The organism is Streptomyces sp. NPDC006140 (assembly GCF_040628815.1).
Lineage (GTDB): Bacteria > Actinomycetota > Actinomycetes > Streptomycetales > Streptomycetaceae > Streptomyces.
The window spans coordinates 43,837-64,480 of the sequence record NZ_JBEXTS010000009.1 but is presented as its reverse complement, the minus strand read 5'-3'; the positions used below and the strand labels follow the sequence as shown (position 1 = coordinate 64,480).

The 20,644-nt window shown below is 70.4% G+C and carries 21 protein-coding genes; 13 read left to right on the top strand and 8 right to left on the bottom strand.

Annotated elements, in window-relative coordinates; all coding sequences use genetic code 11:
• Positions 1–35 precede the first annotated feature (35 nt).
• Positions 36–476 carry a methylmalonyl-CoA epimerase gene (mce, locus tag ABZ386_RS23115; RefSeq protein WP_094055890.1) on the bottom strand — a complete coding sequence of 147 codons (441 nt, stop codon included), beginning with the start codon at positions 474–476 and terminating at the stop codon, positions 36–38.
• A 148-nt stretch (positions 477–624) separates the two neighbouring features.
• Here mce and ABZ386_RS23110 point away from each other — a divergent pair, with 148 nt between their 5' ends.
• Together ABZ386_RS23110 and meaB are read left to right on the top strand one after the other, a co-directional pair.
• Positions 625–1,824, top strand: coding sequence for an acetyl-CoA C-acetyltransferase (locus ABZ386_RS23110; RefSeq protein WP_198678287.1), 1,200 nt, complete (start codon positions 625–627; stop codon positions 1,822–1,824).
• 49 nt (positions 1,825–1,873) lie between these two features.
• The gene (gene meaB, locus ABZ386_RS23105) at positions 1,874–2,830 is read left to right on the top strand and encodes a methylmalonyl Co-A mutase-associated GTPase MeaB (RefSeq protein WP_114255344.1); all 957 of its coding nucleotides are present in this window, start codon (positions 1,874–1,876) and stop codon (positions 2,828–2,830) included.
• Positions 2,831–3,171: 341 nt separating this feature from the next.
• Here meaB and ABZ386_RS23100 read toward each other — a convergent pair whose 3' ends face one another.
• Positions 3,172–3,819, bottom strand: a complete 648-nt coding sequence (locus ABZ386_RS23100) for a PepSY domain-containing protein (RefSeq protein WP_358965704.1) — start codon at positions 3,817–3,819, stop codon at positions 3,172–3,174.
• Positions 3,820–3,935: 116 nt separating this feature from the next.
• On the opposite strand from ABZ386_RS23100, the gene ABZ386_RS23095 reads away from it, so the two are divergent.
• Together ABZ386_RS23095 and ABZ386_RS23090 are read left to right on the top strand one after the other, a co-directional pair.
• The gene (locus ABZ386_RS23095) at positions 3,936–4,604 is read left to right on the top strand and encodes a response regulator transcription factor (RefSeq protein ID WP_114255346.1); all 669 of its coding nucleotides are present in this window, start codon (positions 3,936–3,938) and stop codon (positions 4,602–4,604) included.
• Complete coding sequence (locus ABZ386_RS23090; RefSeq protein WP_351342513.1) at positions 4,601–6,031, top strand: HAMP domain-containing sensor histidine kinase; 1,431 nt, start codon at positions 4,601–4,603, stop codon at positions 6,029–6,031. Before ABZ386_RS23095 ends, ABZ386_RS23090 begins: the two co-directional genes overlap by 4 nt.
• A 32-nt stretch (positions 6,032–6,063) precedes the next feature.
• Here ABZ386_RS23090 and ABZ386_RS23085 read toward each other — a convergent pair whose 3' ends face one another.
• The 4 genes from ABZ386_RS23085 to ABZ386_RS23070 all read right to left on the bottom strand — a co-directional run bounded on the left by ABZ386_RS23085 (position 6,064) and on the right by ABZ386_RS23070 (position 8,736).
• On the bottom strand, positions 6,064–6,540 hold the full coding sequence (locus ABZ386_RS23085; RefSeq protein WP_031116423.1) for a MarR family transcriptional regulator: 477 nt from the start codon (positions 6,538–6,540) through the stop codon (positions 6,064–6,066).
• 116 nt (positions 6,541–6,656) lie between these two features.
• A complete protein-coding gene (locus ABZ386_RS23080) occupies positions 6,657–7,457 on the bottom strand; it encodes an AIM24 family protein (protein ID WP_114255349.1) in 801 nt (266 codons plus the stop codon).
• Positions 7,454–8,104 (bottom strand): AIM24 family protein, encoded by a 651-nt coding sequence (locus ABZ386_RS23075; RefSeq protein ID WP_351342516.1) that lies wholly within the window; start codon positions 8,102–8,104, stop codon positions 7,454–7,456. Before ABZ386_RS23075 ends, ABZ386_RS23080 begins: the two co-directional genes overlap by 4 nt.
• Positions 8,104–8,736, bottom strand: a complete 633-nt coding sequence (locus tag ABZ386_RS23070) for an AIM24 family protein (RefSeq protein ID WP_031116419.1) — start codon at positions 8,734–8,736, stop codon at positions 8,104–8,106. The genes ABZ386_RS23075 and ABZ386_RS23070 overlap by 1 nt, the downstream gene beginning before the upstream one ends.
• Before the next feature lie 215 nt (positions 8,737–8,951).
• Here ABZ386_RS23070 and ABZ386_RS23065 point away from each other — a divergent pair, with 215 nt between their 5' ends.
• The 4 genes from ABZ386_RS23065 (at position 8,952) to ABZ386_RS23050 (ending at position 13,538) form a co-directional block, all read left to right on the top strand.
• A complete protein-coding gene (locus tag ABZ386_RS23065; protein WP_114255351.1) occupies positions 8,952–9,302 on the top strand; it encodes a DUF3817 domain-containing protein in 351 nt (116 codons plus the stop codon).
• Entirely contained in the window at positions 9,299–9,592 is a 294-nt protein-coding gene (locus tag ABZ386_RS23060; protein WP_356669045.1) for an MTH1187 family thiamine-binding protein, read from the top strand. Before ABZ386_RS23065 ends, ABZ386_RS23060 begins: the two co-directional genes overlap by 4 nt.
• 154 nt (positions 9,593–9,746) lie before the next feature.
• A complete protein-coding gene (locus ABZ386_RS23055) occupies positions 9,747–11,579 on the top strand; it encodes a cellulose synthase catalytic subunit (protein WP_351342521.1) in 1,833 nt (610 codons plus the stop codon).
• A 3-nt stretch (positions 11,580–11,582) separates the two neighbouring features.
• On the top strand, positions 11,583–13,538 hold the full coding sequence (locus ABZ386_RS23050) for a kelch motif-containing protein (protein WP_351342523.1): 1,956 nt from the start codon (positions 11,583–11,585) through the stop codon (positions 13,536–13,538).
• Positions 13,539–13,568: 30 nt separating this feature from the next.
• On the opposite strand, the gene ABZ386_RS23045 is transcribed toward ABZ386_RS23050, so the two are convergent.
• Complete coding sequence (locus ABZ386_RS23045; protein WP_355713965.1) at positions 13,569–14,564, bottom strand: glycoside hydrolase family 6 protein; 996 nt, start codon at positions 14,562–14,564, stop codon at positions 13,569–13,571.
• Between the two features lie 181 nt (positions 14,565–14,745).
• On the opposite strand from ABZ386_RS23045, the gene ABZ386_RS23040 reads away from it, so the two are divergent.
• From ABZ386_RS23040 to ABZ386_RS23030, 3 genes are all read left to right on the top strand, one after another.
• Complete coding sequence (locus tag ABZ386_RS23040; RefSeq protein ID WP_114255356.1) at positions 14,746–15,255, top strand: MarR family transcriptional regulator; 510 nt, start codon at positions 14,746–14,748, stop codon at positions 15,253–15,255.
• A 43-nt stretch (positions 15,256–15,298) separates the two neighbouring features.
• Positions 15,299–15,637: a DUF3817 domain-containing protein gene (locus ABZ386_RS23035; RefSeq protein ID WP_355713962.1), complete on the top strand. Its 339-nt coding sequence runs from the start codon at positions 15,299–15,301 to the stop codon at positions 15,635–15,637.
• Positions 15,638–15,712: 75 nt separating this feature from the next.
• Complete coding sequence (locus ABZ386_RS23030; RefSeq protein ID WP_358965703.1) at positions 15,713–17,413, top strand: methylmalonyl-CoA mutase family protein; 1,701 nt, start codon at positions 15,713–15,715, stop codon at positions 17,411–17,413.
• A gap of 25 nt (positions 17,414–17,438) precedes the next feature.
• Here the strand turns inward: ABZ386_RS23030 and ABZ386_RS23025 are convergent, their stop codons facing one another.
• The gene (locus ABZ386_RS23025) at positions 17,439–18,047 is read right to left on the bottom strand and encodes a TetR/AcrR family transcriptional regulator (protein WP_351342532.1); all 609 of its coding nucleotides are present in this window, start codon (positions 18,045–18,047) and stop codon (positions 17,439–17,441) included.
• A 233-nt stretch (positions 18,048–18,280) separates the two neighbouring features.
• Here ABZ386_RS23025 and ABZ386_RS23020 point away from each other — a divergent pair, with 233 nt between their 5' ends.
• Together ABZ386_RS23020 and ABZ386_RS23015 are read left to right on the top strand one after the other, a co-directional pair.
• Positions 18,281–19,258, top strand: coding sequence for a tetratricopeptide repeat protein (locus ABZ386_RS23020; protein ID WP_351342534.1), 978 nt, complete (start codon positions 18,281–18,283; stop codon positions 19,256–19,258).
• Between the two features lie 622 nt (positions 19,259–19,880).
• On the top strand, positions 19,881–20,540 hold the full coding sequence (locus tag ABZ386_RS23015; RefSeq protein WP_351342536.1) for a DUF6230 family protein: 660 nt from the start codon (positions 19,881–19,883) through the stop codon (positions 20,538–20,540).
• The last annotated feature ends 104 nt before the right edge of the window (positions 20,541–20,644 follow it).

The following is a 20,644-nucleotide window of genomic DNA, read 5'->3' as shown; positions in this document are numbered from 1 at the left end:
CCGCACCCAACCCTACCGGCCCCTATGTACGAGGGTCAGTGCTCAGGTGACTCAACAGGCGCCGAAGTGACCAGTTCTGTCAGTACGCCATGGCAGTCCTTGGGGTGCAGGAAGGTGATCCGTGACCCCATGGAACCGCGTCGGGGCTCTTCGTACAGCACGCGTACGCCCTTGTCGCGGATGTCCGCGGACTCGGCGTCCACGTCCGCCGTACCGAAGGCGATGTGGTGGACGCCCTCCCCGTTCTTCGCCAGCCACTTCGCGACGGTGGAGTCCTCGCGGGTCGGCTCCAGAAGCTGCAGGTAGGAGGCGCCGCCGTCGGACGTCTCGTTGATCTTGAGCATGGCCTCGCGCACGCCCTGCTCCTCGTTGACCTCGGAGTGGAACACCTCGAAGCCGTAGGTGGCACGGTAGAACTCGACGGTCTTGTCGAGGTCGAAACAGGCGATTCCGATGTGGTCGATTCGCGTCAGCATGGATTCAGTGCAGCGCTCCCGGGGTGGTTACGCAACGTGCGCGCGATCACACCGACAGCCCGATGACGGGGTGGAGTACCGGTCAGTACATTCGAAGTAAACCCTCGTTCACTCCTCGGCTGTGCAGCCGGTAAGGGGATCGCAGCTCATGTCTTCTGCTACGACCAGCTCGGTGATCGTCTCGGGCGCGCGTACGCCCATGGGGCGGTTGCTCGGATCGCTGAAGTCCTTCTCCGGAGCCGATCTCGGCGGCTTCGCGATCAAGGCCGCCCTCGACCGTGCGGGGATCGGTGGCGACCAGGTGCAGTACGTGATCATGGGCCAGGTGCTCCAGGCCGGGGCGGGGCAGATCCCGGCGCGCCAGGCCGCGGTCAAGGCGGGCATCCCGATGAACGTGCCGGCGCTGACCATCAACAAGGTCTGTCTGTCCGGGCTCGACGCGATCGCGCTCGCCGACCAGCTGATCCGCGCGGGTGAGTTCGACGTGGTCGTCGCGGGCGGTCAGGAGTCCATGACCAACGCCCCGCACCTGCTGCCCAAGTCCCGCGAGGGCTTCAAGTACGGCGCGGTCCAGATGCTCGACGCCATGGCGTACGACGGCCTGACCGACTCCTTCGACGGCGTCGCCATGGGCGAGTCGACGGAGAAGCACAACACGCGCCTCGGCATCGGGCGCGCCGAGCAGGACGAGATCGCCGCGCTGTCGCACCAGCGGGCCGCCGCCGCGCAGAAGAACGGCCTGTTCGAGGCCGAGATCACGCCGGTCGAGATCCCGCAGCGCAAGGGCGACCCGGTGCTGTTCAGCAAGGACGAGGGCATTCGCGGCGACACGACCGTGGAGTCGCTCGGGAAGCTGCGTCCGGCGTTCTCCAAGGACGGCACGATCACGGCCGGTTCCGCCTCGCAGATCTCCGACGGCGCCGCCGCCGTGGTCGTGATGAGCAAGGCCAAGGCGCAGGAGCTCGGCCTGGAGTGGATCGCCGAGATCGGCGCCCACGGGAACGTGGCCGGGCCGGACAACTCGCTGCAGTCGCAGCCGTCCAACGCGATCCTGCACGCCCTGAAGAAGGAGGGGCTGGAGGTTTCGGACCTCGACCTCATCGAGATCAACGAGGCGTTCGCGGCGGTGGCCGTGCAGTCCATGAAGGACCTCGGGGTGTCCACCGAAAAGGTGAATGTCAACGGCGGTGCCATTGCCCTGGGTCACCCGATCGGGATGTCCGGTGCGCGGCTCGTGCTGCATCTGGCGCTGGAGCTGAAGCGGCGGGGCGGCGGCGTGGGTGCGGCCGCGCTGTGCGGTGGCGGTGGTCAGGGTGACGCGCTGATCGTGCGCGTGCCCAAGGCCTGAGTTTCGGTACGTCCCTTCCCGGTACGTCCCTGATCTGAACGGAGCTGTGATGCAGGACGTCTCCACGCTGGTGGCCCAGGCCAGGGAGGGGCGGCCGCGGGCCGTCGCCCGGCTGATCTCGCTGGTGGAGGGGGCGTCCCCGCAGCTCCGGGAGGTCATGGCGGCGCTGGCGCCGCTGACCGGCGGGGCGTACGTGGTGGGGCTGACCGGGTCGCCCGGGGTCGGCAAGTCGACGTCGACCTCGGCGCTGGTCTCCGCGTACCGCAAGCAGGACAAGCGGGTCGGCGTGCTGGCCGTCGACCCGTCGTCCCCGTTCTCCGGCGGTGCGCTGCTCGGGGACCGGGTGCGGATGTCGGAGCACGCGTCCGACCCGGGCGTGTACATCCGCTCCATGGCCACACGCGGGCATCTGGGCGGGCTGGCGTGGGCCGCGCCCCAGGCGATCCGGGTGCTGGACGCGGCCGGGTGCGACGTGATCCTCGTCGAGACGGTGGGGGTCGGGCAGTCCGAGGTGGAGATCGCCTCGCAGGCGGACACGTCCGTGGTGCTGCTCGCGCCGGGGATGGGGGACGGGATCCAGGCGGCCAAGGCCGGGATCCTGGAGATCGGGGACGTGTACGTCGTGAACAAGGCCGACCGGGACGGGGCCGATGCGACGGCCCGCGAGCTGAACCACATGCTGGGGCTGGGGGAGGCGCGAGGGCCCGGGGACTGGCGTCCGCCGATCGTGAAGACCGTCGCCGCGCGGGGCGAGGGCGTGGACGAGGTCGTCGAGGCGCTGGAGAAGCACCGGGCGTGGATGGAGGAGCGGGGGGTGCTCGCGGAGCGGCGTGCCGCTCGTGCGGCGAGGGAGGTCGAGACGATCGCGGTGACGGCGCTGCGGGAGCGGATCGGGGACCTGCACGGGGATCGGCGGCTGGGGGCGCTGGCCGAGCGGATCGTGGCGGGGGAGCTGGATCCGTACCGGGCGGCTGATGAGCTGGTGGCGGGGTTGACGGAGGGCTGAGCGGCGCCGACCGTGGGTGCGCGTCTTCGCCTGATCGCCGGGAGTGGGTCGGGGCCGCGCCGGGGGGTGTCCGTCCTCGGAACGGCGCGATGGGGTGGGGCACCGACTCACTGGTGTTGACGCGCCAACCGCTGCGGGCGGACACCCCCCGACACGTCCCCTTCCGTAGTACGGCGAGTGCGGGTACGTCGTGGCTGCCGCCCAGCTGGCTGTCTTAGCCGCGGGCATGCGTGCCGCCAGGGGCGGCGCGGGTGGGCGCGGCGGCACCTCGTTGCGCCGAGGCGCGCATCGCCCCGGCGTCAGCACGGACGCCGGGGCGGTTGAAATCTGGCAGTGAGATGTCAGTCCTGGTCGTCGTCCTGGGCATCGGTACGGTCCGCCGTGACCTTGCCCGTGTTCAGGTCGATCCTCCAGTCCTGCTCGGCGCCGCCGGACTTGTGGGTCTCGGCCTCCCAGGACTTGTTCCTGCCGTCCTCGTCCAGGTCGACGGACGTCACCACGCCCTTGCCGGCGGCGGCCTTCGCGGCCTCCTCGGCCGTCACCGAGGAGCCCTTCAGAGCCGCCCGCACCTGCGCCGTGTCGTCCTCGTCGTCGGCGTGCGAACCGAGGACCTTGCCGTTGGACGGGTCGACGCTCACGCTGTGCCAGGTGTTGTCGCCGGACAGGACGTCGACCTTCCAGACCACCTTGGCGCTGTCGTCCTCGTCGTCCAGCTCGGCGGACACCACCGTGCCCGACGTGTGCTTCAGCGCGGAGGCGATGGCCTCGGCGGCCGTGACGTCCGAGGAGGCCGCCCGCGCCGCGTCGTCGTCGCGGTCGTCCTGCGCGTCCGGGCCGTCCTGGTCGTCGTGGGCGTCGTCCGACAGCCGGGTGTTGGCCGCCTGCCGCGCCGAGCCCTCGTCGTCTCCCGTGGTCGCCAGGGCCGTGGCCGTACCGCCTCCGATCAGAGCGGCGGCGGTCACAGCGGCGATCACGATGTTGCGCTTCATGCGGATTCCTCCCGAGTCGTTTCGTTTTCGACGTCTTCGACTCTGGCTGAACGAGGCTGAGAGGAACCTGAAACCCCCTGAAGGGATCTTCAGGTTCCCTTTGCCACTCTTTACTCATGCGCCTGTTGATCGTGGAGGACGAGAAGCGGCTGGCCCTGTCGCTCGCCAGGGGCCTGACGGCCGAGGGGTACGCCGTGGACGTCGTCCACGACGGTCGGGAGGGGCTGCACCGGGCCTCGGAGGGGACGTACGACCTGGTCATCCTCGACATCATGCTGCCGGGGCTCAACGGCTACCGGGTCTGCGCCGCCCTGCGCGCCGCCGGGCACGAGGTGCCGATCCTGATGCTGACCGCCAAGGACGGCGAGTACGACGAGGCCGAGGGGCTCGACACGGGCGCGGACGACTATCTGACCAAGCCGTTCTCGTACGTCGTGCTCGTCGCCCGGATCAAGGCGCTGCTGCGGCGGCGCGGCGTGGGCGCGGGGGCCTCGCCCGTGCATGTGCACGGGGACCTGAAGGTCGACACCGCGGCCCGCCGGGTGTTCCTCGGTGAGGACGAGATCGCCCTCACCGCCAAGGAGTTCTCCGTGCTGGAGCAGCTCGTGCTGCGGGCCGGCGAGGTGGTGTCCAAGTCCGAGATCCTGGAGCACGTCTGGGACTTCGCGTACGAGGGCGACCCGAACATCGTCGAGGTGTACATCAGCACCCTGCGGCGCAAGCTGCGGCCGGGGCTGATCCGAACCGTGCGCGGGGCCGGGTACCGGCTGGAGACCTCGCCGTGAGGCGGCTGTTCGGGTCCGTCCGGGCGCGGGCCACGCTGGCGGCGACGCTCGTGGTCGCGGTGGCGCTCGTCGCGGCGGGGGCCGCCGTGCTGCTGTCCCTGCGGTCGAACCTGATGGGCGAGGCCGGTACGCAGGCGGAGCGCTCCGCGCGGGCGGTCGCCTCCGAGCTCGCCGCCGGGACGCCGTACGACAAGCTGTCGGGCCTGGACGGGGACGTCGGGCCGGTGCAGGTCCTCGACGAGGACAAGCGGCTGGTCGCGGTCAGTGAGGACCTGGAGCGGATCAGCGGTACGGACAGCGAGCGGGTGAAGGCGCAGCCGCCGGCCGCGGTGCCGCGCGGGGACGCCGACAACGACGCCGATGACGACGCCGATGACTCCGGCTCCGGCGAGGCCCTCGAACCCGGGGAGATCTCCGGGGAGAGCGTCTTCCGGAACGGGTCGGCGACGGTCGACGGGGAGACGGAGGACTACCGGTTCGCCGCCGTGGAGGTGGAGACCCACGACCGGGGGCAGCTCAAGGTCTTCGCCGGTGCCCCGCTGGCCGCCGAGCACGGGGCCGTGCAGAGCGCGCTGACGGTGATGCTGATCGGGTTCCCGCTGCTGCTGGGCGTCGTCGCGGGCGTGACCTGGCTGGTCACCCGGCGGGCCCTGCGGCCGGTGGAGGGCATCCGGCGCGAGATGGCCGCGATCACCCAGTCCGAGGACCTCGCGCGGCGCGTCCCCGAGCCCGACACGCACGACGAGATCGCCCGCCTCGCCAGCACCACCAACGAGACGCTCGCCGCCCTGGAGAAGTCCGTGGAGCGGCAGCGGCGCTTCGTCGCCGACGCCTCCCACGAGCTGCGCAGCCCCATCGCCTCGCTGCGGACGCAGCTGGAGGTGGCCGCCGCCCATCCCGAACTGCTGGACCTCGACGGGGCCGTGGAGGACACCGTGCGGCTCCAGCGGCTCGCCGCCGATCTGCTGCTGCTCGCGCGGCTGGACGCCGGGGAGCGGCTGGGCGACGCGAAGGTGGATCTCGCCGGGCTGGCCCGGGAGGAGGCCGAGGGGCGGACGGGTGTGACGGTGGACGCGGAGCCGGTGGAGGTGGCCGGATCGCGGGGGCAGTTGGGGCGGGTGCTGGCCAATCTGCTCGACAACGCCCAGCGGCATGCCCGGGAGGCCGTCACCGTGAGCGTGCGGCGGGAGGGGGACCGGGCCGTCGTCGGAGTGGCGGACGACGGGGACGGTGTGCCCGAGGCCGACCGGGAGCGGATCTTCGAGCGGTTCGTACGGCTGGACGCCGCCCGCAGCCGCGACGACGGCGGTGCCGGGCTGGGGCTCGCCATCGCCCGGGACGTGGCCGTACGGCACGGCGGCACGCTGACGGCCGGACAGGGGCCCGCAGGCGGAGCCCTGTTCGAACTCCGCCTGCCGCTCGCATAGCGGCCGCAGGGCGCGCCGGTGGCCCGTCCGGGTTACGGGCGTCCGCGCTGGCCGCGCAGGTGCTCCGCGATGGGCTTGAGGGCCTTGTCGAGCTCCGTCAGGGCCTCCGGGGACAGCAGGTCGATGAAGTGCCTGCGCACGGACGCCACGTGGTGGGGCGCGACCTTCTGCATCGTCGCCATGCCGTGCTCGGTGAGGACGGCGTAGAGCCCCCGGCGGTCCGACTCGCAGTTCTCCCGCCGGACCAGGTTCGCGTTCTCCATGCGCGTGATCTGGTGCGAGAGGCGGCTCTTGGACTGGAGGGTGGCGGAGGCGAGGTCGCTCATCCGCATCCGCTGGTCCTCGGACTCGGAGAGGTTCACCAGGATCTCGTAGTCGTTCATTGTCAGGCCGAACGGCTGCAGGTCCTTCTCGAGCTGGTACGTCAACAGCCTGTTGACCTCCAGGTGGGTGCGCCAGGCGCACTGCTCCGCATCGGTCAGCCAGCGAGTGGCCGTCTCGGTCTCCATGAATGAAGTCTACCTAAAAGGTTGAAAGGCGAACTAGTGAGGGTTTTCGTGTGACGGCGCACGCCTGCCGAACGTTGGTGCGCAGGCGTTCGATGTCACACTCCGCAGACTACCGCTCACAGCCCGAAGCGACGCTGGAGGTCCCCCAGCTGTCCGGGAAGACGCGGTACCCCGGACTGCCCGGCCTGGGGGCTGTGCGCCCCGCCGCCGGGCACGCCGGCCTGGTGCGGAACGGCTCCCGTGGCCTGCTCGGCCATCAGGGTCTCGGACGACTGGAGCAGCACCGTGCCGGCGCCGACGAACTCGAACTGGTGCTCCTCGCCGGAGGCTCCGCCGAGGCCCGTCAGCGCACGTAGACCGCCCATTACGCCGGTCATGTACCCGTGGTCGTAGTGGTGGCAGGGGGAGGGGCAGTCGGCCCAGCCGACCAGGGCCTGGGGGTCGACCCGGATCGGGGGTTCCATGAACACCACCGGGCCGTTCGAGGCGGCCACGAACTTTCCGGTTCCGATGAGGGTCAGAAAACCCGGCACGATTGATTGCTTCAGTGCGAGAGTTGGCTGAAAAGCGAGCAGGTTGCCGGAGCGAATGGTCAGATTGCCGTCCTCGAGGTCGTACGAGTTCACGTCGAAGGCCCGGTCGGCGAGGAGCATCTTGCCCGAGCCCTCCGCCACGACCCAGTCGCTCGCGTGCAGAGGCGAATGGAAGGACGTACGGACGAGACGGTCCAGTCGGCCGTGTCCGACGCCGTTGAAGTCGATCGAGCCGTAGTAGGCGATCATCTTCCCCTTCTGCAGGAACCACTGGCTCCCCTTGAGCTCCACGCAGAAGGTGTAGGGATTGACGTTGTCGTCGGGCGGCAGCGTCGCCGGGTCGAAGACCGCGGGGCCGGCGCCCGGGGTTCCGTAGGTGCTCACAGCTTCTCCTCCGACGCCTGGACGTACACCGCACCGCTGCCGCTGAGTTCCAGCTGGAAGGCCTCGCCCGAGCCGCGGCCCACCATGTCCCGCCAGCCCAGGGCGGTGGACAGCTTGTTGCGGACGTCGCCGTGGTGGGCGACGTAGGCCTGCGGGTCCACATGGACCGGCCGCTGGGGGGTGATCGGGATCTCGATCACCCCGCCGTGGGCCATGACCGCGACGGCCCCGTGTCCCTTGAGCGTGGTCGTGAACAGTCCCTGGCCGCTGACCTGGCCCCGGACCATGCCCATGACGCCGCCCTGCGAGCCAAGGAACATCGTGCCCTGCTGGAGCGTGCCCTCGAAGGCGAGCAGGCGGTCCGCCTCGACGTACAGGGTGTCGCCGGTGAGCTGGATGACCTGGACGTGGTGGCCCCCGTGCCCGAACAGGACCGTGCCGCTGCCCTCGACCGTCATCAGCGGCGTGTCCTCGTCGGCGACCCGGCGGCCGATCATCGACATGATGCCGCCCTGGCCGCCCATCGAGTTGGGCGTGAACGACACCTCGCCCTGGTAGGCGAGCATCGCGCCGCGCTGGCTGAACAGCCGCTGTCCCGGCGCGACCGTCGCCTCGATCATCTTCGCGTTGATCTCCCGGAAGGCCATCACACGTCTCCCGCGATCGTGTTCCGCTCGCTCGGCTGCACGTACACCAGGCCGTCCCCCTCGAACCGCATCTGGAAGGCCTCGCCGCCGCCCTCGCCGAGCAGCGTGCGGAACGTCACACCGGACTGGAAGGACTGCCGCAGGTTCCCCTGGTGCGCCACGTACGCGCCCGGGTCCACGGTCAGCGGGTACTGCGGGCTGACGCGCAGCACCACGGCCGGGCCGTCGGACATGATCGCGGCCTGGCCGTGGCCCTCGACCGTCGTCGTGAAGAGGCCGTTGCCCTGCGAGGCCCCGCGCAGACCCGTGAACTCCGTCCCCGTGCGCAAGCCGCCGTCGGTCGCGAGCAGGTTGCTCGACTCCACGTAGAGCTTGTCGCCCTGGACGCTGACCAGGTTGATCTCGGAGGCGCGGTCGGCGAACCAGCAGGTTCCGCGGCCCTTCACCTCCATCAACGTCATCTGCTCACCGGTCAGCCGCCGGGTCACCATGCCCCGGATGCCCTCGCCGCCGCCGCTGAGCTTCTTGAAGGCCATCTCGCCGTCGTACGCGACCATCGAGCCGTTCTTCGCCTTCACGGCGTCTCCGGTCATGTCGACGGCGAGCACCTTGCTGCTCTGAAGTCGGAACATCGCCACGTACGCGACGTTAGCCGCAGGCCGGGCGCCACGGACAGGGCCCCTGGGTGGAGAGCAACCCTGACCGCACCCCTAGGGGCCGGGCCCCGAGGTGGTTTGTCACAATGGGCGGGACGCTTGTGCGTGCGTTCACAAAGCGACACCGCCGCGGTGCGCCTCGTGCATCCGCGTCAGGCCCCGGCAAGACCGTCTCTCACCGAAGGTGACCTGTGGACCTCAAGACCGCCACCGCCATCCGCCGCCTCCGCCTGGTCTCGGCCCCCGAGGCGATCTCCTTCCTCCTCCTGCTGGTCTGCTCGGTGCTGAAGCGGACCACGGACTTCAACGCCGTGCCGGTCATGGGCATGGTGCACGGGGTCCTCTTCATCCTGTACGTGATCTTCTGGGCCGACGCGTGGAACCGGGCGAAGTGGCCGGTGAAGACCGCCGCCCTGTACTTCGTGCTCTCGGTGCTGCCCGCCGGCGGGTTCTTCGCCGAGCGCAAGCTGCGGCGTGAGGCCGAGGATGCCGTGATCGCGTCCCGGGCGCGCCAGGAGAAGGAAGGGGCGGTGAAGGCGTGATCGTCGCCTTTTCCGTGACGCCGCTGGGGGTCGGCGAGGACGTGGGCGAGTACGTCGCCGATGCCGTGCGGGTGGTCCGCGAGTCGGGCCTGCCGAACCGCACCGACGCGATGTTCACGTCCGTCGAGGGCGAGTGGGACGAGGTCATGGGCGTCGTCCGGCGCGCGGTCGAGGCCGTCGAGCGGCGGGCGCCCCGGGTCTCCCTCGTCCTGAAGGCGGACATCCGGCCCGGCGTGACGGACGGCCTCACGTCGAAGGTGGAGACGGTGGAGCGGCACCTCGCGGAGTAGCCCCCGAAGGCAGCAGTGATGACAGAACCCCGGCCCGTGCGGGCCGGGGTTCTCGTCGTTCCCGGGCCCCACCCGCCTGGACGCCCCCAGTTCGACACCGTCCCAAAGGTCCACTTTCGTATGGGTATCGGGTCCCAACCATCTGGAGGGCGCTGTGCGGCCGGAGGGCTACGACTACGACTCCCACAGCCGACTCGCCGGGCCGCTCACGGAGCCGTCCGGCGAGGCGTACCGCGTGCAGTACGCCTCGCTCCTCTCGCGCGAGCCCCGCCGAATACGAGCCGTCCTCCTGATGAGCCTCGCCCCGCTGCTCACCGGTGCCCTGCTGGTCTACCTCGTCTGGCCCACCCACTGGGTGGAGCGCGAGGGCGCCGAACGCTGGCTCATCGGCCTCGACGTCACCATGCTGATGGCGATCGGGCTCATCGAACTCTTCATGCTCGTCAACGTCGCCTCCGTCGCCCACGCCACGATGGTCGCCCGCGACCCCGTCCCCGTCGTCCCGGAACCCGGCACCCGCGTCGCCTTCCTCACCACGTACGTCCCCGGCAAGGAACCCCTCGCCATGGTCCGCGCGACCCTGGAGGGCGCCACCCGCATCCACCACACCGGCCCCCTCGACGTCTGGCTCCTCGACGAGGGCGACGACCCCGACGCCAAGGCCCTGTGCGCGGAACTCGGCGTCCGGCACTTCACCCGGCTCGGCGTCCCCGAGTGGAACCGCTCCAAGGGCGTCCACAAGGCCCGTACCAAGCACGGGAACTACAACGCCTGGATCGCCATGCACGGCGACGCCTACGACTTCTTCGCCTCCGTCGACACCGACCACGTCCCGCACCCCGACTTCCTGGAGCGGATGCTGGGGTACTTCAGGGACCCGGACGTGGCCTTCGTCGTCGGCCCCCAGGTGTACGGCAACTACCACAACCCCGTCACCAAGGCCGCCGAGTCCCAGCAGTTCCTCTTCCACGCCCTGATCCAGCGCGCCGGCAACCGGTACCGCGCCCCCATGTTCGTCGGCACCAACAACGTCGTCCGGATCTCCGCCGTCAAGCAGATCGGCGGCCTGTACGACTCCATCACCGAGGACATGGCCACCGGCTTCGAGATCCACCGGCACCGCAACCCGGCCACGCACCGCCACTGGTGCTCCGTCTACACCCCGGACGTGCTCGCCGTGGGCGAGGGCCCCGCCTCCTGGACCGACTTCTTCACCCAGCAGATGCGCTGGTCGCGCGGCACCTACGAGACGCTCCTCAAGCAGTACTGGAAGGCGCCCTTCAGCATGCCCCCTGGCCGCCTGCTCTCCTACACGCTGATGCTCGTCTACTACCCGATGACGGCCGTCAACTGGCTGCTCGGCATCCTCAGCTGCTTCCTCTTCCTCTGGTTCGGCGCCTCCGGCACCCAGGTCTCCGCCTCGGTCTGGATGATGCTCTACAGCGACGCCGCCGCCCTCCAGATCGGCCTGTACCTGTGGAACCGCCGCCACAACGTCAGCCCCCACGAGCCGGAGGGCTCCGGCGGCTTGGCCGGCATGGCGATGTCGGCCCTGTCCGCGCCGATCTACCTCAAGTCCCTGGGCGAGGCCCTGTTGCGCCGCCCCAGCCGGTTCGTCGTCACGCCCAAGGGCGGCGACGCCAGCCCCGACCGGCCCGCCACCTTCCGCATCCACCTCTTCTGGGCGGCCCTGCTGGCCACGTCCCTGGCCGCCTCGGCCGCCCTGGACCACACGCACGCCGCGATGCGCACCTGGGCCGTCCTCGCCATGGCCATATCCCTGGCCCCGGCCGCGGTGTGGGCCGCCACGCTCCTCAAGGAGTACCGGGAGCGCCGGCCGGAGCCCGCACCGGCGCCCACGCCCACCCCGGCGCACGCGCGCGTGCCCGAAAGCAAGGAGCCCGCCCCGACCGCCACCGCCGCCCCGGCCCTCGCCACCGCGTCCCCGGCGGCCCCGGTCTCCGGCACCTCGACAGGAGGCAACTAGGCCATGGCCTACCAGCCCTCGCAGAAGACCAAGAAGACCGTCCTGGGCATCGGCGGCATCGCGGTCCTGGCGAGCCTCAACGCCCCGGCCGCGCTGGACTTCGTCTCCGAGCAGTACCACGAGTACGAGATCGCCCAGCCCGAGTACAAGGCGCGCTACGGCTCCTGGGACCAGGTCGACATCCCCGAGGAGTACCGCACCAACGCCATCCACGCCGCCCTGCTGCACACCGGCAAGGTGCTGATCGTCGCCGGGTCGGGCAACGAGCAGCGCAAGTTCGACAAGGGCGAGTTCGACACCGTCCTGTGGGACCCGGAGAAGAACACCTTCAAGAAGGTCCCCACCCCGGAGGACTTCTTCTGCGCCGGGCACGCGCAGCTCCCCGACGGCCGTCTGCTCGTGGCCGGCGGCACCGCCCGCTACGAACTCCTCGACGGCGAGGTGACCCGGGCCGGCGGCGGCATGCGCGTGAAGAACGAGAGCCCCGACAAGGCCGTGCACCTGAAGAAGGGCACCCGCTTCCGCTCCCCGGCCGGCGTCGAGTACGTCACCAAGTTCGACGTCACCGTCCCCAAGGCCAAGCGCAGCTTCAAGGTCTCGTACAACAGCCGCGGCGTCATGCAGCCCTGGCGCACCAAGGTCACGGCCAGCGAGGCCCGGGTCTTCGTGGAGGCGGTGGAGAAGGGCCCGCTGTCGGTCACCCAGAAGCAGGCGCAGTACGAGATCGTCGGACTGAAGGGCGAGGACGCCGACAACACCTACGGCCTCTCCGAGAAGATCACCCTCGACAAGCAGGACTTCCAGGGCATCCGCGCCGCCTACGAGTTCGACCCGAAGGCCGAGAAGTACGTCCCCGTCGACCCGATGGACAAGGCCCGCTGGTACCCCACGCTGGTCGGCCTGGACGACGGCCGGGTCCTCGCGGTGTCCGGCCTCGACGACGTCGGCATGATCGACCCCGGGGACAACGAGATCTACGACCCGGAGACCAAGAAGTGGTCACCCGGGCCCAAGCGGTATTTCCCGACGTACCCCGCGCTGTTCCTCACCAAGGGCGGCAAGCTGTTCTACTCCGCCTCCAACGCCGGCTACGGGCCCGCCGACCAGGGGCGTGAGCCGGGACTGTGGGACCTGGAGTCGAACACCTTCCGCAAGGTGCCGGGGCTGAAGGACCTCGACCAGACGGAGACCTCGGCCTCGGTGCTGCTGCCCCCGGCGCAGGAGCAGAAGGTGATGATCCTGGGCGGAGGGGGCGTCGGCGAGTCGAAGAAGTCCACCCCGCGCACGGCCGTCGTGGACCTGAAGAAGGACAACCCGGCCTTCGAGGACGGGCCCGACCTGCCCCAGGGCACCCGCTACCTGAACAGCGTGATCATGCCGGACGACACCGTGTTCACGTCCAACGGCTCCCGGGACTACCGCGGGCGCAGCGCCAGCAACATCCTCAAGGCGCAGTTCTACGACCCGAAGACCAACGCCTTCCGGGAGGCCGCCGCGCCGCGGGTGGGCCGCAACTACCACTCCGAGGCGCTGCTGCTGCCGGACGGCCGGATCGCCACCTTCGGCTCCGACCCGCTCTTCGACGACCAGCAGAACACCAAGCTGGGCCACTTCGAGCAGCGCATGGAGGTCTTCACCCCGCCCGCGCTGCACAAGAACCCGCAGCACCGGCCCGTGCTGAAGGGCGGTCCGCGGACCCTGGACGACGACCACCGCGTCACCTTCCGCACGGACCACCCGGAGCGGGTGGCGAAGGCCCGGCTGATGCGGCCCAGCGCGGTCACGCACACCACGGACGTCGAGCAGCGCTCCATCGAGCTGGACATCACCAGGAAGGGCGACGCGGTGACGTTCGACGTGCCGCGCGACCCGGCGCTCGTGCCGCCCGGCTGGTACATGCTGTTCGTGACGGACGCCGAGGGCACGCCGTCCAAGGCCAAGTGGATCCACGTGGAGTGAGCGAACGGGGTTCAGTGAGCGGGAGCCGGGTCAGCCCTTGGCGTTGCGCGCCAGCTCCAGGGCGTACTCCGGCCACCAGCGCCCGGCGGCCGGGCCGCCCTCGCAGGTGCCGTCCGACTCGCCGGGCCGCTTGATCCACAGGTAGGCGTCGACGACGGGCCGGCCGGTGGCGGTCGTGGGCGGGGTGCCGAGCGCCCTGCCCGGCGGGTTGCACCAGACGCCGGGCAGGGGACCGTTGCCGTTGCGGCTGGTGTCGACGACGAAGTGCTTGCCGCCGAGGGCCTCGGCGAGCCGGACGCCGTACTCCGTGGTCACCTCGTTCGTCTGGAAGTTGGAGACGTTGAGCGCGAAGCCGTCGGCCTGTTCGATCCCGGCCCGCTTCAGCGGCTCGACCAGCTTCTGCGACTCCCGGATCCAGTCCGCGTTGCCCGCGTCCAGATACACCTTGGTGTTCGGCTGCTGCTTCAGCCGGGCGATCGCCTCGCCGAGCAGCTGCTCGCGCTCGGCGTGGTACTCGCCGGGTGTGCAGCCGTCCACGACGTGCGCGACCGCGTCGGGCTCCAGGACGACCAGGGCCTCGGCCTCGCCCAGGGCGGCGGCGAACTTCCCGATCCAGTCCCGGTAGGCGCCCGCGTCCGCCGCCCCGCCCGCGGAGTGCTGGCCGCAGTCCCGGTGCGGGATGTTGTAGGCGACGAAGACCGCCGTCTTCCCCTCCCGGCTCGCGGCCGAGGCCGCCGCCCTCACCGCCGGGGACGGGTCGGTCTCGCCCGCCGGCCACAGGGCGACCGGCTGGTCGGCGATCCGCCGGATCAGCTGGGCGTCCTGCCCCCGGCCCTGCCGCTGCCAGAGCTGCGCCTGCCGGGCGGCGGGGCTCTGCGGGTCGACCCAGAAGGGGGAGGTGCCGGCCGCGTAGGCGGCCTTCGTGGTGTCGGCGCCGGGGTCGGGCGCCGGGTCGGCGCCGGACGAGCAGCCCGCAGCGAGACCGAGCACCGCGAGTGCCGCGAGGGCGTGGATCAGCCGGGTCATGCCGCTCCCTGAGAGGAAGGTGACGTTCAGTGATGAATCCGGCAACAATCGTTACACACCGAAACGAATCGGCAGGGAAAGGACATGAGGCGGCCGCGTCCCCGGCGCCGGAGCACCGGCGCTCGGCCCGAAGGGCGAGACAGGGCTGACCACCATGTGACCGGCCGGTAAGGTCGGGTTCGTGCCGAAGCCGCTCAGTCTCTCCTTCGATCCGATCGCGCGCGCCGACGAACGCTGGAAGCAGCGCTGGGGAAACGTACCGTCCATGGCCGCGATCACCTCGATCATGCGCGCCCAGCAGATCCTGCTCGCCGAGGTCGACGCGGTGGTCAAGCCCTACGGCCTGACGTTCGCGCGCTACGAGGCGCTGGTGCTGCTCACCTTCTCCAAGTCCGGCGAGCTGCCGATGTCCAAGATCGGCGAGCGGCTCATGGTGCATCCCACGTCCGTGACGAACACCGTGGACCGCCTGGTCAGGTCGGGCCTGGTGGCCAAGCGGCCGAACCCCAACGACGGGCGCGGCACCCTCGCCAGCATCACCGGCAAGGGCCGCGAGGTGGTCGAGGCGGCCACCCGCGACCTGATGGCGATGGACTTCGGGCTCGGGGTGTACGACGCGGAGGAGTGCGCGGAGATCTTCGCGATGCTGCGGCCGCTGCGGATCGCGGCGGGCGACTTCGAGGAGCAGTGACCCCGGGCAAGATCTCCCGGAACGGGTCGTTACGCTCGACGGCATGAAAAAGAGCGTGCTGACGCGCTATCGCGTGATGGCCTATGTCACCGGCGTCCTGCTGGTCCTGCTGACCCTCGGCATGATCGGCAAGTACGTGCTCGACCTGAACGGCGCCGCCGACTTCACGCGCGTCGTCAGCATCGCGCACGGCTGGCTGTACGTGGTCTACCTGATCTTCGCCTTCGACCTGGGCTCCAAGGCGAAGTGGAAGGTGGGCAAGCAGATCTGGGTGCTGCTCGCCGGGACCATCCCGACGGCCGCGTTCTTCGTGGAGCGCAGGATCAGCCGCGAGCTGGAGGCCAGGGTCGCGGAGGACTCGCCCGCGACCGTCAAGGCGTAACCGGACCGCCGTACGGACGAACGTGCGGCGGTCAGCCATCGACATTTACTAGGACGTCCAAGTAAATTCGAGGGTATGGACGCTGACGCCATCGAGGAGGGCCGCCGCCGCTGGCAGGCCCGGTACGACGCCGCGCGCAAGCGCGAGGCCGACTTCACGACGCTCTCCGGCGACGCCGTGGAGCCGGTGTACGGGCCGCGGCCCGGGGACAGGTACGACGGGTTCGAGCGGATCGGCTGGCCCGGGGAGTACCCCTTCACCCGCGGCCTGTACGCGACCGGCTACCGAGGGCGGACGTGGACCATCCGGCAGTTCGCCGGGTTCGGCAACGCCGAGCAGACCAACGAGCGCTACAAGATGATCCTCCGCAACGGCGGGGGCGGGCTCTCGGTCGCCTTCGACATGCCGACCCTCATGGGCCGCGACTCCGACGACCCGCGCTCGCTGGGCGAGGTCGGGCACTGCGGGGTCGCCATCGACTCGGCCGCCGACATGGAGGTGCTGTTCAAGGACATCCCGCTGGGTGACGTCACGACGTCGATGACCATCAGCGGCCCGGCCGTCCCCGTCTTCTGCATGTACCTGGTCGCCGCCGAACGGCAGGGCGTCGACCCGTCCGTCCTGAACGGCACGCTCCAGACGGACATCTTCAAGGAGTACATCGCCCAGAAGGAGTGGCTCTTCCAGCCCGAGCCGCACCTGCGGCTCATCGGCGACCTGATGGAGCACTGCGCGGCCGGCATCCCCGCGTACAAGCCGCTGTCCGTCTCCGGCTACCACATCCGCGAGGCCGGGGCGACGGCCGCGCAGGAGCTGGCGTACACGCTGGCCGACGGTTTCGGCTACGTGGAGCTGGGGCTGTCGCGCGGGCTGGACATAGACGTCTTCGCCCCCGGCCTGTCCTTCTTCTTCGACGCGCACGTCGACTTCTTCGAGGAGATCGCCAAGTTCCGCGCGGCCCGGCGCATCTGGGCCCGCTGGATGCGCGACGTCTACGGGGCGACGTCCGAGAAGGCCCAGTGGCTGCGCTTCCACACCCAGACGGCCGGCGTCTCGCTCACCGCGCAGCAGCCGTACAACAACGTCGTACGGACCGCCGTCGAGGCCCTCGCGGCCGTGCTCGGCGGGACGAACTCGCTGCACACCAACGCCCTCGACGAGACCCTCGCGCTGCCCAGCGAGCAGGCCGCGGAGATCGCCCTGCGCACGCAACAGGTGCTGCTGGAGGAGACCGGCGTCGCCAACGTGGCCGACCCGCTGGGCGGTTCCTGGTACGTCGAGCAGCTGACCGACCGCATCGAGGCGGACGCGGAGAAGATCTTCGAGCAGATCAGGGAGCGGGGGCTGCGGGCGCACCCCGACGGCCGGCACCCCATCGGCCCGATCACCTCCGGGATCCTGCGCGGCATCGAGGACGGCTGGTTCACCGGGGAGATCGCCGAGTCGGCGTTCCGGTACCAGCAGGCGCTGGAGAAGGGCGACAAGAAGGTCGTCGGCGTGAACGTCCACACCGGGTCGGTCACCGGTGACCTGGAGATCCTGCGGGTCAGCCATGAGGTGGAGCGGGAGCAGGTGCGGGTGCTCGGCGAGCGGAAGGCGGCGCGCGACGACGCCCGGGTGCGGGCCGCGCTCGACGACATGATCGCCGCGGCCCGCTCGGACGCGAACATGATCGAGCCGATGCTGGAGGCGGTACGCGCGGAGGCCACGCTCGGCGAGATCTGCGGGGTGCTGCGGGACGAGTGGGGGGTGTACACCGAACCCGCCGGTTTCTGAGCGCCCGGCGCGTCGCCGCCCGCGGCTACGTGAGTCCGTGCAGCAGCACTCGCGTGAAGCCGCGGACCCATTCCTCGTCCGCCGGTTCCGCGCTGACCAGGGTGCGGTGGACCACCGCACCCGCCACCATGTCGAAGATCAGGTCCACCGTGCGGGAGGCCGCCTCGGGGTCCGGTTCCGGGGGGAGTTCGCCCCGGGCCTGGGCCCTGGCGCGGCCCTCCAGGACCAGGCGCTTCTGGCGGTCGACGACCGAGGCGCGGATGCGTTCGCGCAGCGCCTCGTCACGGGTGGCCTCCGCCACGACGGCCATCAGGCCGCTCTTCGCCTCGGGCAGGGCCAGGATCGCGGCGAACTGCAGGACCACGCCCTCGATGTCGGCGGCGAGGCTGCCGCTGTCCGGGAGGCGCAGTTCGTCGAAGAGTTCCGCCACCGCGTCGACGACCAGTTCGTTCTTGCCCGCCCAGCGACGGTAGAGCGTCGTCTTCGCAACCCCGGCGCGGGTCGCGACGTCTCCCAGGGTGAGCTTCGACCAGCCCAGCTCCACGAGGGCCTCCCGCGTCGCGGCCAGGATCGCGGCGTCCGCCGCGGCGCTGCGCGGGCGCCCGGCGCGGCCGGCTGGGCTGCGGGTCTGCATCCCTCGACCATAGACCTGTGGTTCCTGTGTGGCCGTGAGGGAGATCACCGGAAGGTGGTGTCCCGGCGGTACCGCGTGGCATTACGCTACGACTCGTAGCGAAAGCCCGTGCCGGACGTACACGGGCTTCGTCCACGCGGCGCGGGTGGGGACCCGGCGCCGAAAGGCACCCGACCGGCCTGGCTTTCACACCGTTTTTCACACGCGCGCGCAGTACGGGGGAGGATAGACGCATGCAGCCACGGAACATGTCCATGAGCGGAGTCGTCGACCTCGCCGCGGTGAAGGCGGCCCAGGAGGCCAAGGCGAAGGCGGAGCAGGCGCGCGCCCAAGCCGCCCGGGAGGGCGGCACGGGGGCGATCTCCCCGGCCGATCTCGTCATCGACGTCGATGAGGCGGGGTTCGAGAGGGACGTCCTCCAGCGGTCCGCCGAGGTACCCGTCGTCATCGACTTCTGGGCCGAGTGGTGTCAGCCCTGCAAGCAGCTGAGCCCGGTCCTGGAGCGGCTGGCCGTCGAGTACAACGGCCGCTTCCTGCTCGCCAAGATCGACGTCGACGCCAACCAGATGCTGATGCAGCAGTTCGGCATCCAGGGGATCCCCGCGGTCTTCGCGGTCGTCGCCGGGCAGGCGCTGCCGCTCTTCCAGGGGGCCGCGGGCGAGGCGCAGATCCGGCAGACCCTGGACCAGCTGGTGCAGGTCGCCGAGCAGCGCTTCGGCCTGACCGGCCTCGCCGTCGACCCCGACGCCGAGCCGGGCGGCGGCGCCCAGGCGGCCCCCGAGCGGCCGGCCGGTCCGCACGACGGGCTGCTGGAGGCCGCCGTGCAGGCGCTCGACTCGGGCGACCTGAGCGGTGCCGTCCAGGCCTACAAGAACGTGCTGAACGAGGACCCGGGCAACGAGGAGGCCAAACTGGGCCTCGCCCAGGCCGAGTTGCTCCAGCGGGTGCAGGGCGTCGACCCGCAGCAGGTGCGCAAGGAGGCGGCGGAGAAGCCGGCCGACGTGCAGGCGCAGATCGCCGCCGCCGATCTGGATCTGGTGGGCGGCCATGTGGAGGACGCCTTCGGCCGGCTCATCGAGACCGTGCAGCGCACGGTGGGTGACGACCGCGACACCGTCAGGATGCGGCTGCTGGAGCTGTTCGAGGTCGTCGGGCCCGAGGATCCGCGGGTGATCGCGGCGCGCAGGGCCCTGGCTCGGGCCCTGTTCTGACCAGTCGTTAAACACGCGGGCCTGTGATGCCCGCGTGAAAAATTCACCCCCGGAGCGTCACCGCGGCCGCGCTTTACCAAAACTTGGTAATCGCGGCCGCTGTTACTGCGAGTAAGTCGCGGGCGTTGATCTGTCGGATTCTGTCCAGCGATCAACAGCTTTGTACCGCCGGTCGGGGCCACCCTGTGTCGCCGACCGAGACCGGTGGGTCGTTGTTCGGTTATCCCGCCGTTACTAGCCAGTAACGATCCCCCTTGTGCGGGCGGCGAGAATGCACCACGATCGGCCACGCTCGGTCCATTCCCGTACCCCGGCAGCCGGTTGGGTCGCGGGACGTCCTGGGTCCCCACCGAGCAGAGCCGGCGGCAGTGGCGCCGGCTCTTGGACAGGGGGGTCTTCGCCCACTCGGCGAAGCCTGTCCAGCAGGGTTGTGCGTGATGCGTGTCAGGCGCGACCAGTGGTTGTCGCTCGGGGGTGATCGCCGGTGATTCGGGCGCGACTTGCGCCGCCGAGCGCAGGCGCTCTCCTTCCCGAGGACGTAGCACTTCTCCCATCCCTGCCCGGCTGAGCCGCGACTCGGGGCGAGCCAGGACAGGAGATGTACGTCCGAGAAGGAGGAAATATGGAGTCCCAGGTGCGTGGCGGGACCAGATGGAAGCGGTTCGCTGTGGTCATGGTGCCCAGCGTCGCCGCCACGGCTGCGATAGGTGTCGCCCTCGCGCAGGGCGCTCTCGCCGCGTCGTTCAGTGTGTCGGGGCAGTCGTTCAAGGTCACGGCGAAGGAGCTCAACGGTACGGGCTTCTCGCAGTACGGGGCCGTCGACCCGGGGACCACCCTCTCCGGCGAGAAGACGGCTCACGCGGTGGCCGTCTCGGCGTTCAGTTCGGCCTACATCGAGAAGATGTGCCAGTCCGTTGTCACCCCGAGCGTCCCGTTCCTCGGGGACGTCACCCTGAGGCTGGAGGCAGGTGACAGCAGCGACCGGAAGAAGCAGGTCTACGCCAAGAACCTGTACATCGATGTCGAGGACCTCGCGGCGGACGCCGAGTTCCACAACATCGACATCGGTGTAGCGGCCGGTGACATGAAGAACGGCCCCGGCCCCGGCATGAAGGGTGGCGAGGAAAAGGCCAACCCGAACGGCTTCGGCCAGCAGGCGGAGTCGGCGACGCTGCGCAACGTGAAGCAGACGGCGTGGGCGACCACGGCCGGAACCTTCAAGTTGAGCGGTCTGCACATGTCGCTGCACAAGGGCAAGGGCGCCGGCATCGAGTGCTACTGAGCACTCCGTGACGGGCGGGGAGCCGACGGCGCCCCGCCCGTCAGGCTTCCGGCCGCACCCTCGCCCGCCCCCCACACCTTCAACGCAGTACCACCCTCACCACA

Coding starts and splice junctions, on each gene's coding strand:
- ABZ386_RS23110 (WP_198678287.1), top strand. CDS start 625: ATGTCTTCTGCTACGACCAGCTCGGTGATCGTCTCGGGCGCGCGTACG.
- mce (WP_094055890.1), bottom strand. CDS start 476: ATGCTGACGCGAATCGACCACATCGGAATCGCCTGTTTCGACCTCGAC.
- ABZ386_RS23020 (WP_351342534.1), top strand. CDS start 18,281: ATGCAGCCACGGAACATGTCCATGAGCGGAGTCGTCGACCTCGCCGCG.
- ABZ386_RS23050 (WP_351342523.1), top strand. CDS start 11,583: ATGGCCTACCAGCCCTCGCAGAAGACCAAGAAGACCGTCCTGGGCATC.
- ABZ386_RS23100 (WP_358965704.1), bottom strand. CDS start 3,819: ATGAAGCGCAACATCGTGATCGCCGCTGTGACCGCCGCCGCTCTGATC.
- ABZ386_RS23085 (WP_031116423.1), bottom strand. CDS start 6,540: ATGGAGACCGAGACGGCCACTCGCTGGCTGACCGATGCGGAGCAGTGC.
- ABZ386_RS23035 (WP_355713962.1), top strand. CDS start 15,299: ATGAAAAAGAGCGTGCTGACGCGCTATCGCGTGATGGCCTATGTCACC.
- ABZ386_RS23075 (WP_351342516.1), bottom strand. CDS start 8,104: ATGGCCTTCCGGGAGATCAACGCGAAGATGATCGAGGCGACGGTCGCG.
- ABZ386_RS23095 (WP_114255346.1), top strand. CDS start 3,936: ATGCGCCTGTTGATCGTGGAGGACGAGAAGCGGCTGGCCCTGTCGCTC.
- meaB (WP_114255344.1), top strand. CDS start 1,874: ATGCAGGACGTCTCCACGCTGGTGGCCCAGGCCAGGGAGGGGCGGCCG.
- ABZ386_RS23045 (WP_355713965.1), bottom strand. CDS start 14,564: ATGACCCGGCTGATCCACGCCCTCGCGGCACTCGCGGTGCTCGGTCTC.
- ABZ386_RS23025 (WP_351342532.1), bottom strand. CDS start 18,047: ATGCAGACCCGCAGCCCAGCCGGCCGCGCCGGGCGCCCGCGCAGCGCC.
- ABZ386_RS23070 (WP_031116419.1), bottom strand. CDS start 8,736: ATGTTCCGACTTCAGAGCAGCAAGGTGCTCGCCGTCGACATGACCGGA.
- ABZ386_RS23015 (WP_351342536.1), top strand. CDS start 19,881: ATGGAGTCCCAGGTGCGTGGCGGGACCAGATGGAAGCGGTTCGCTGTG.
- ABZ386_RS23030 (WP_358965703.1), top strand. CDS start 15,713: ATGGACGCTGACGCCATCGAGGAGGGCCGCCGCCGCTGGCAGGCCCGG.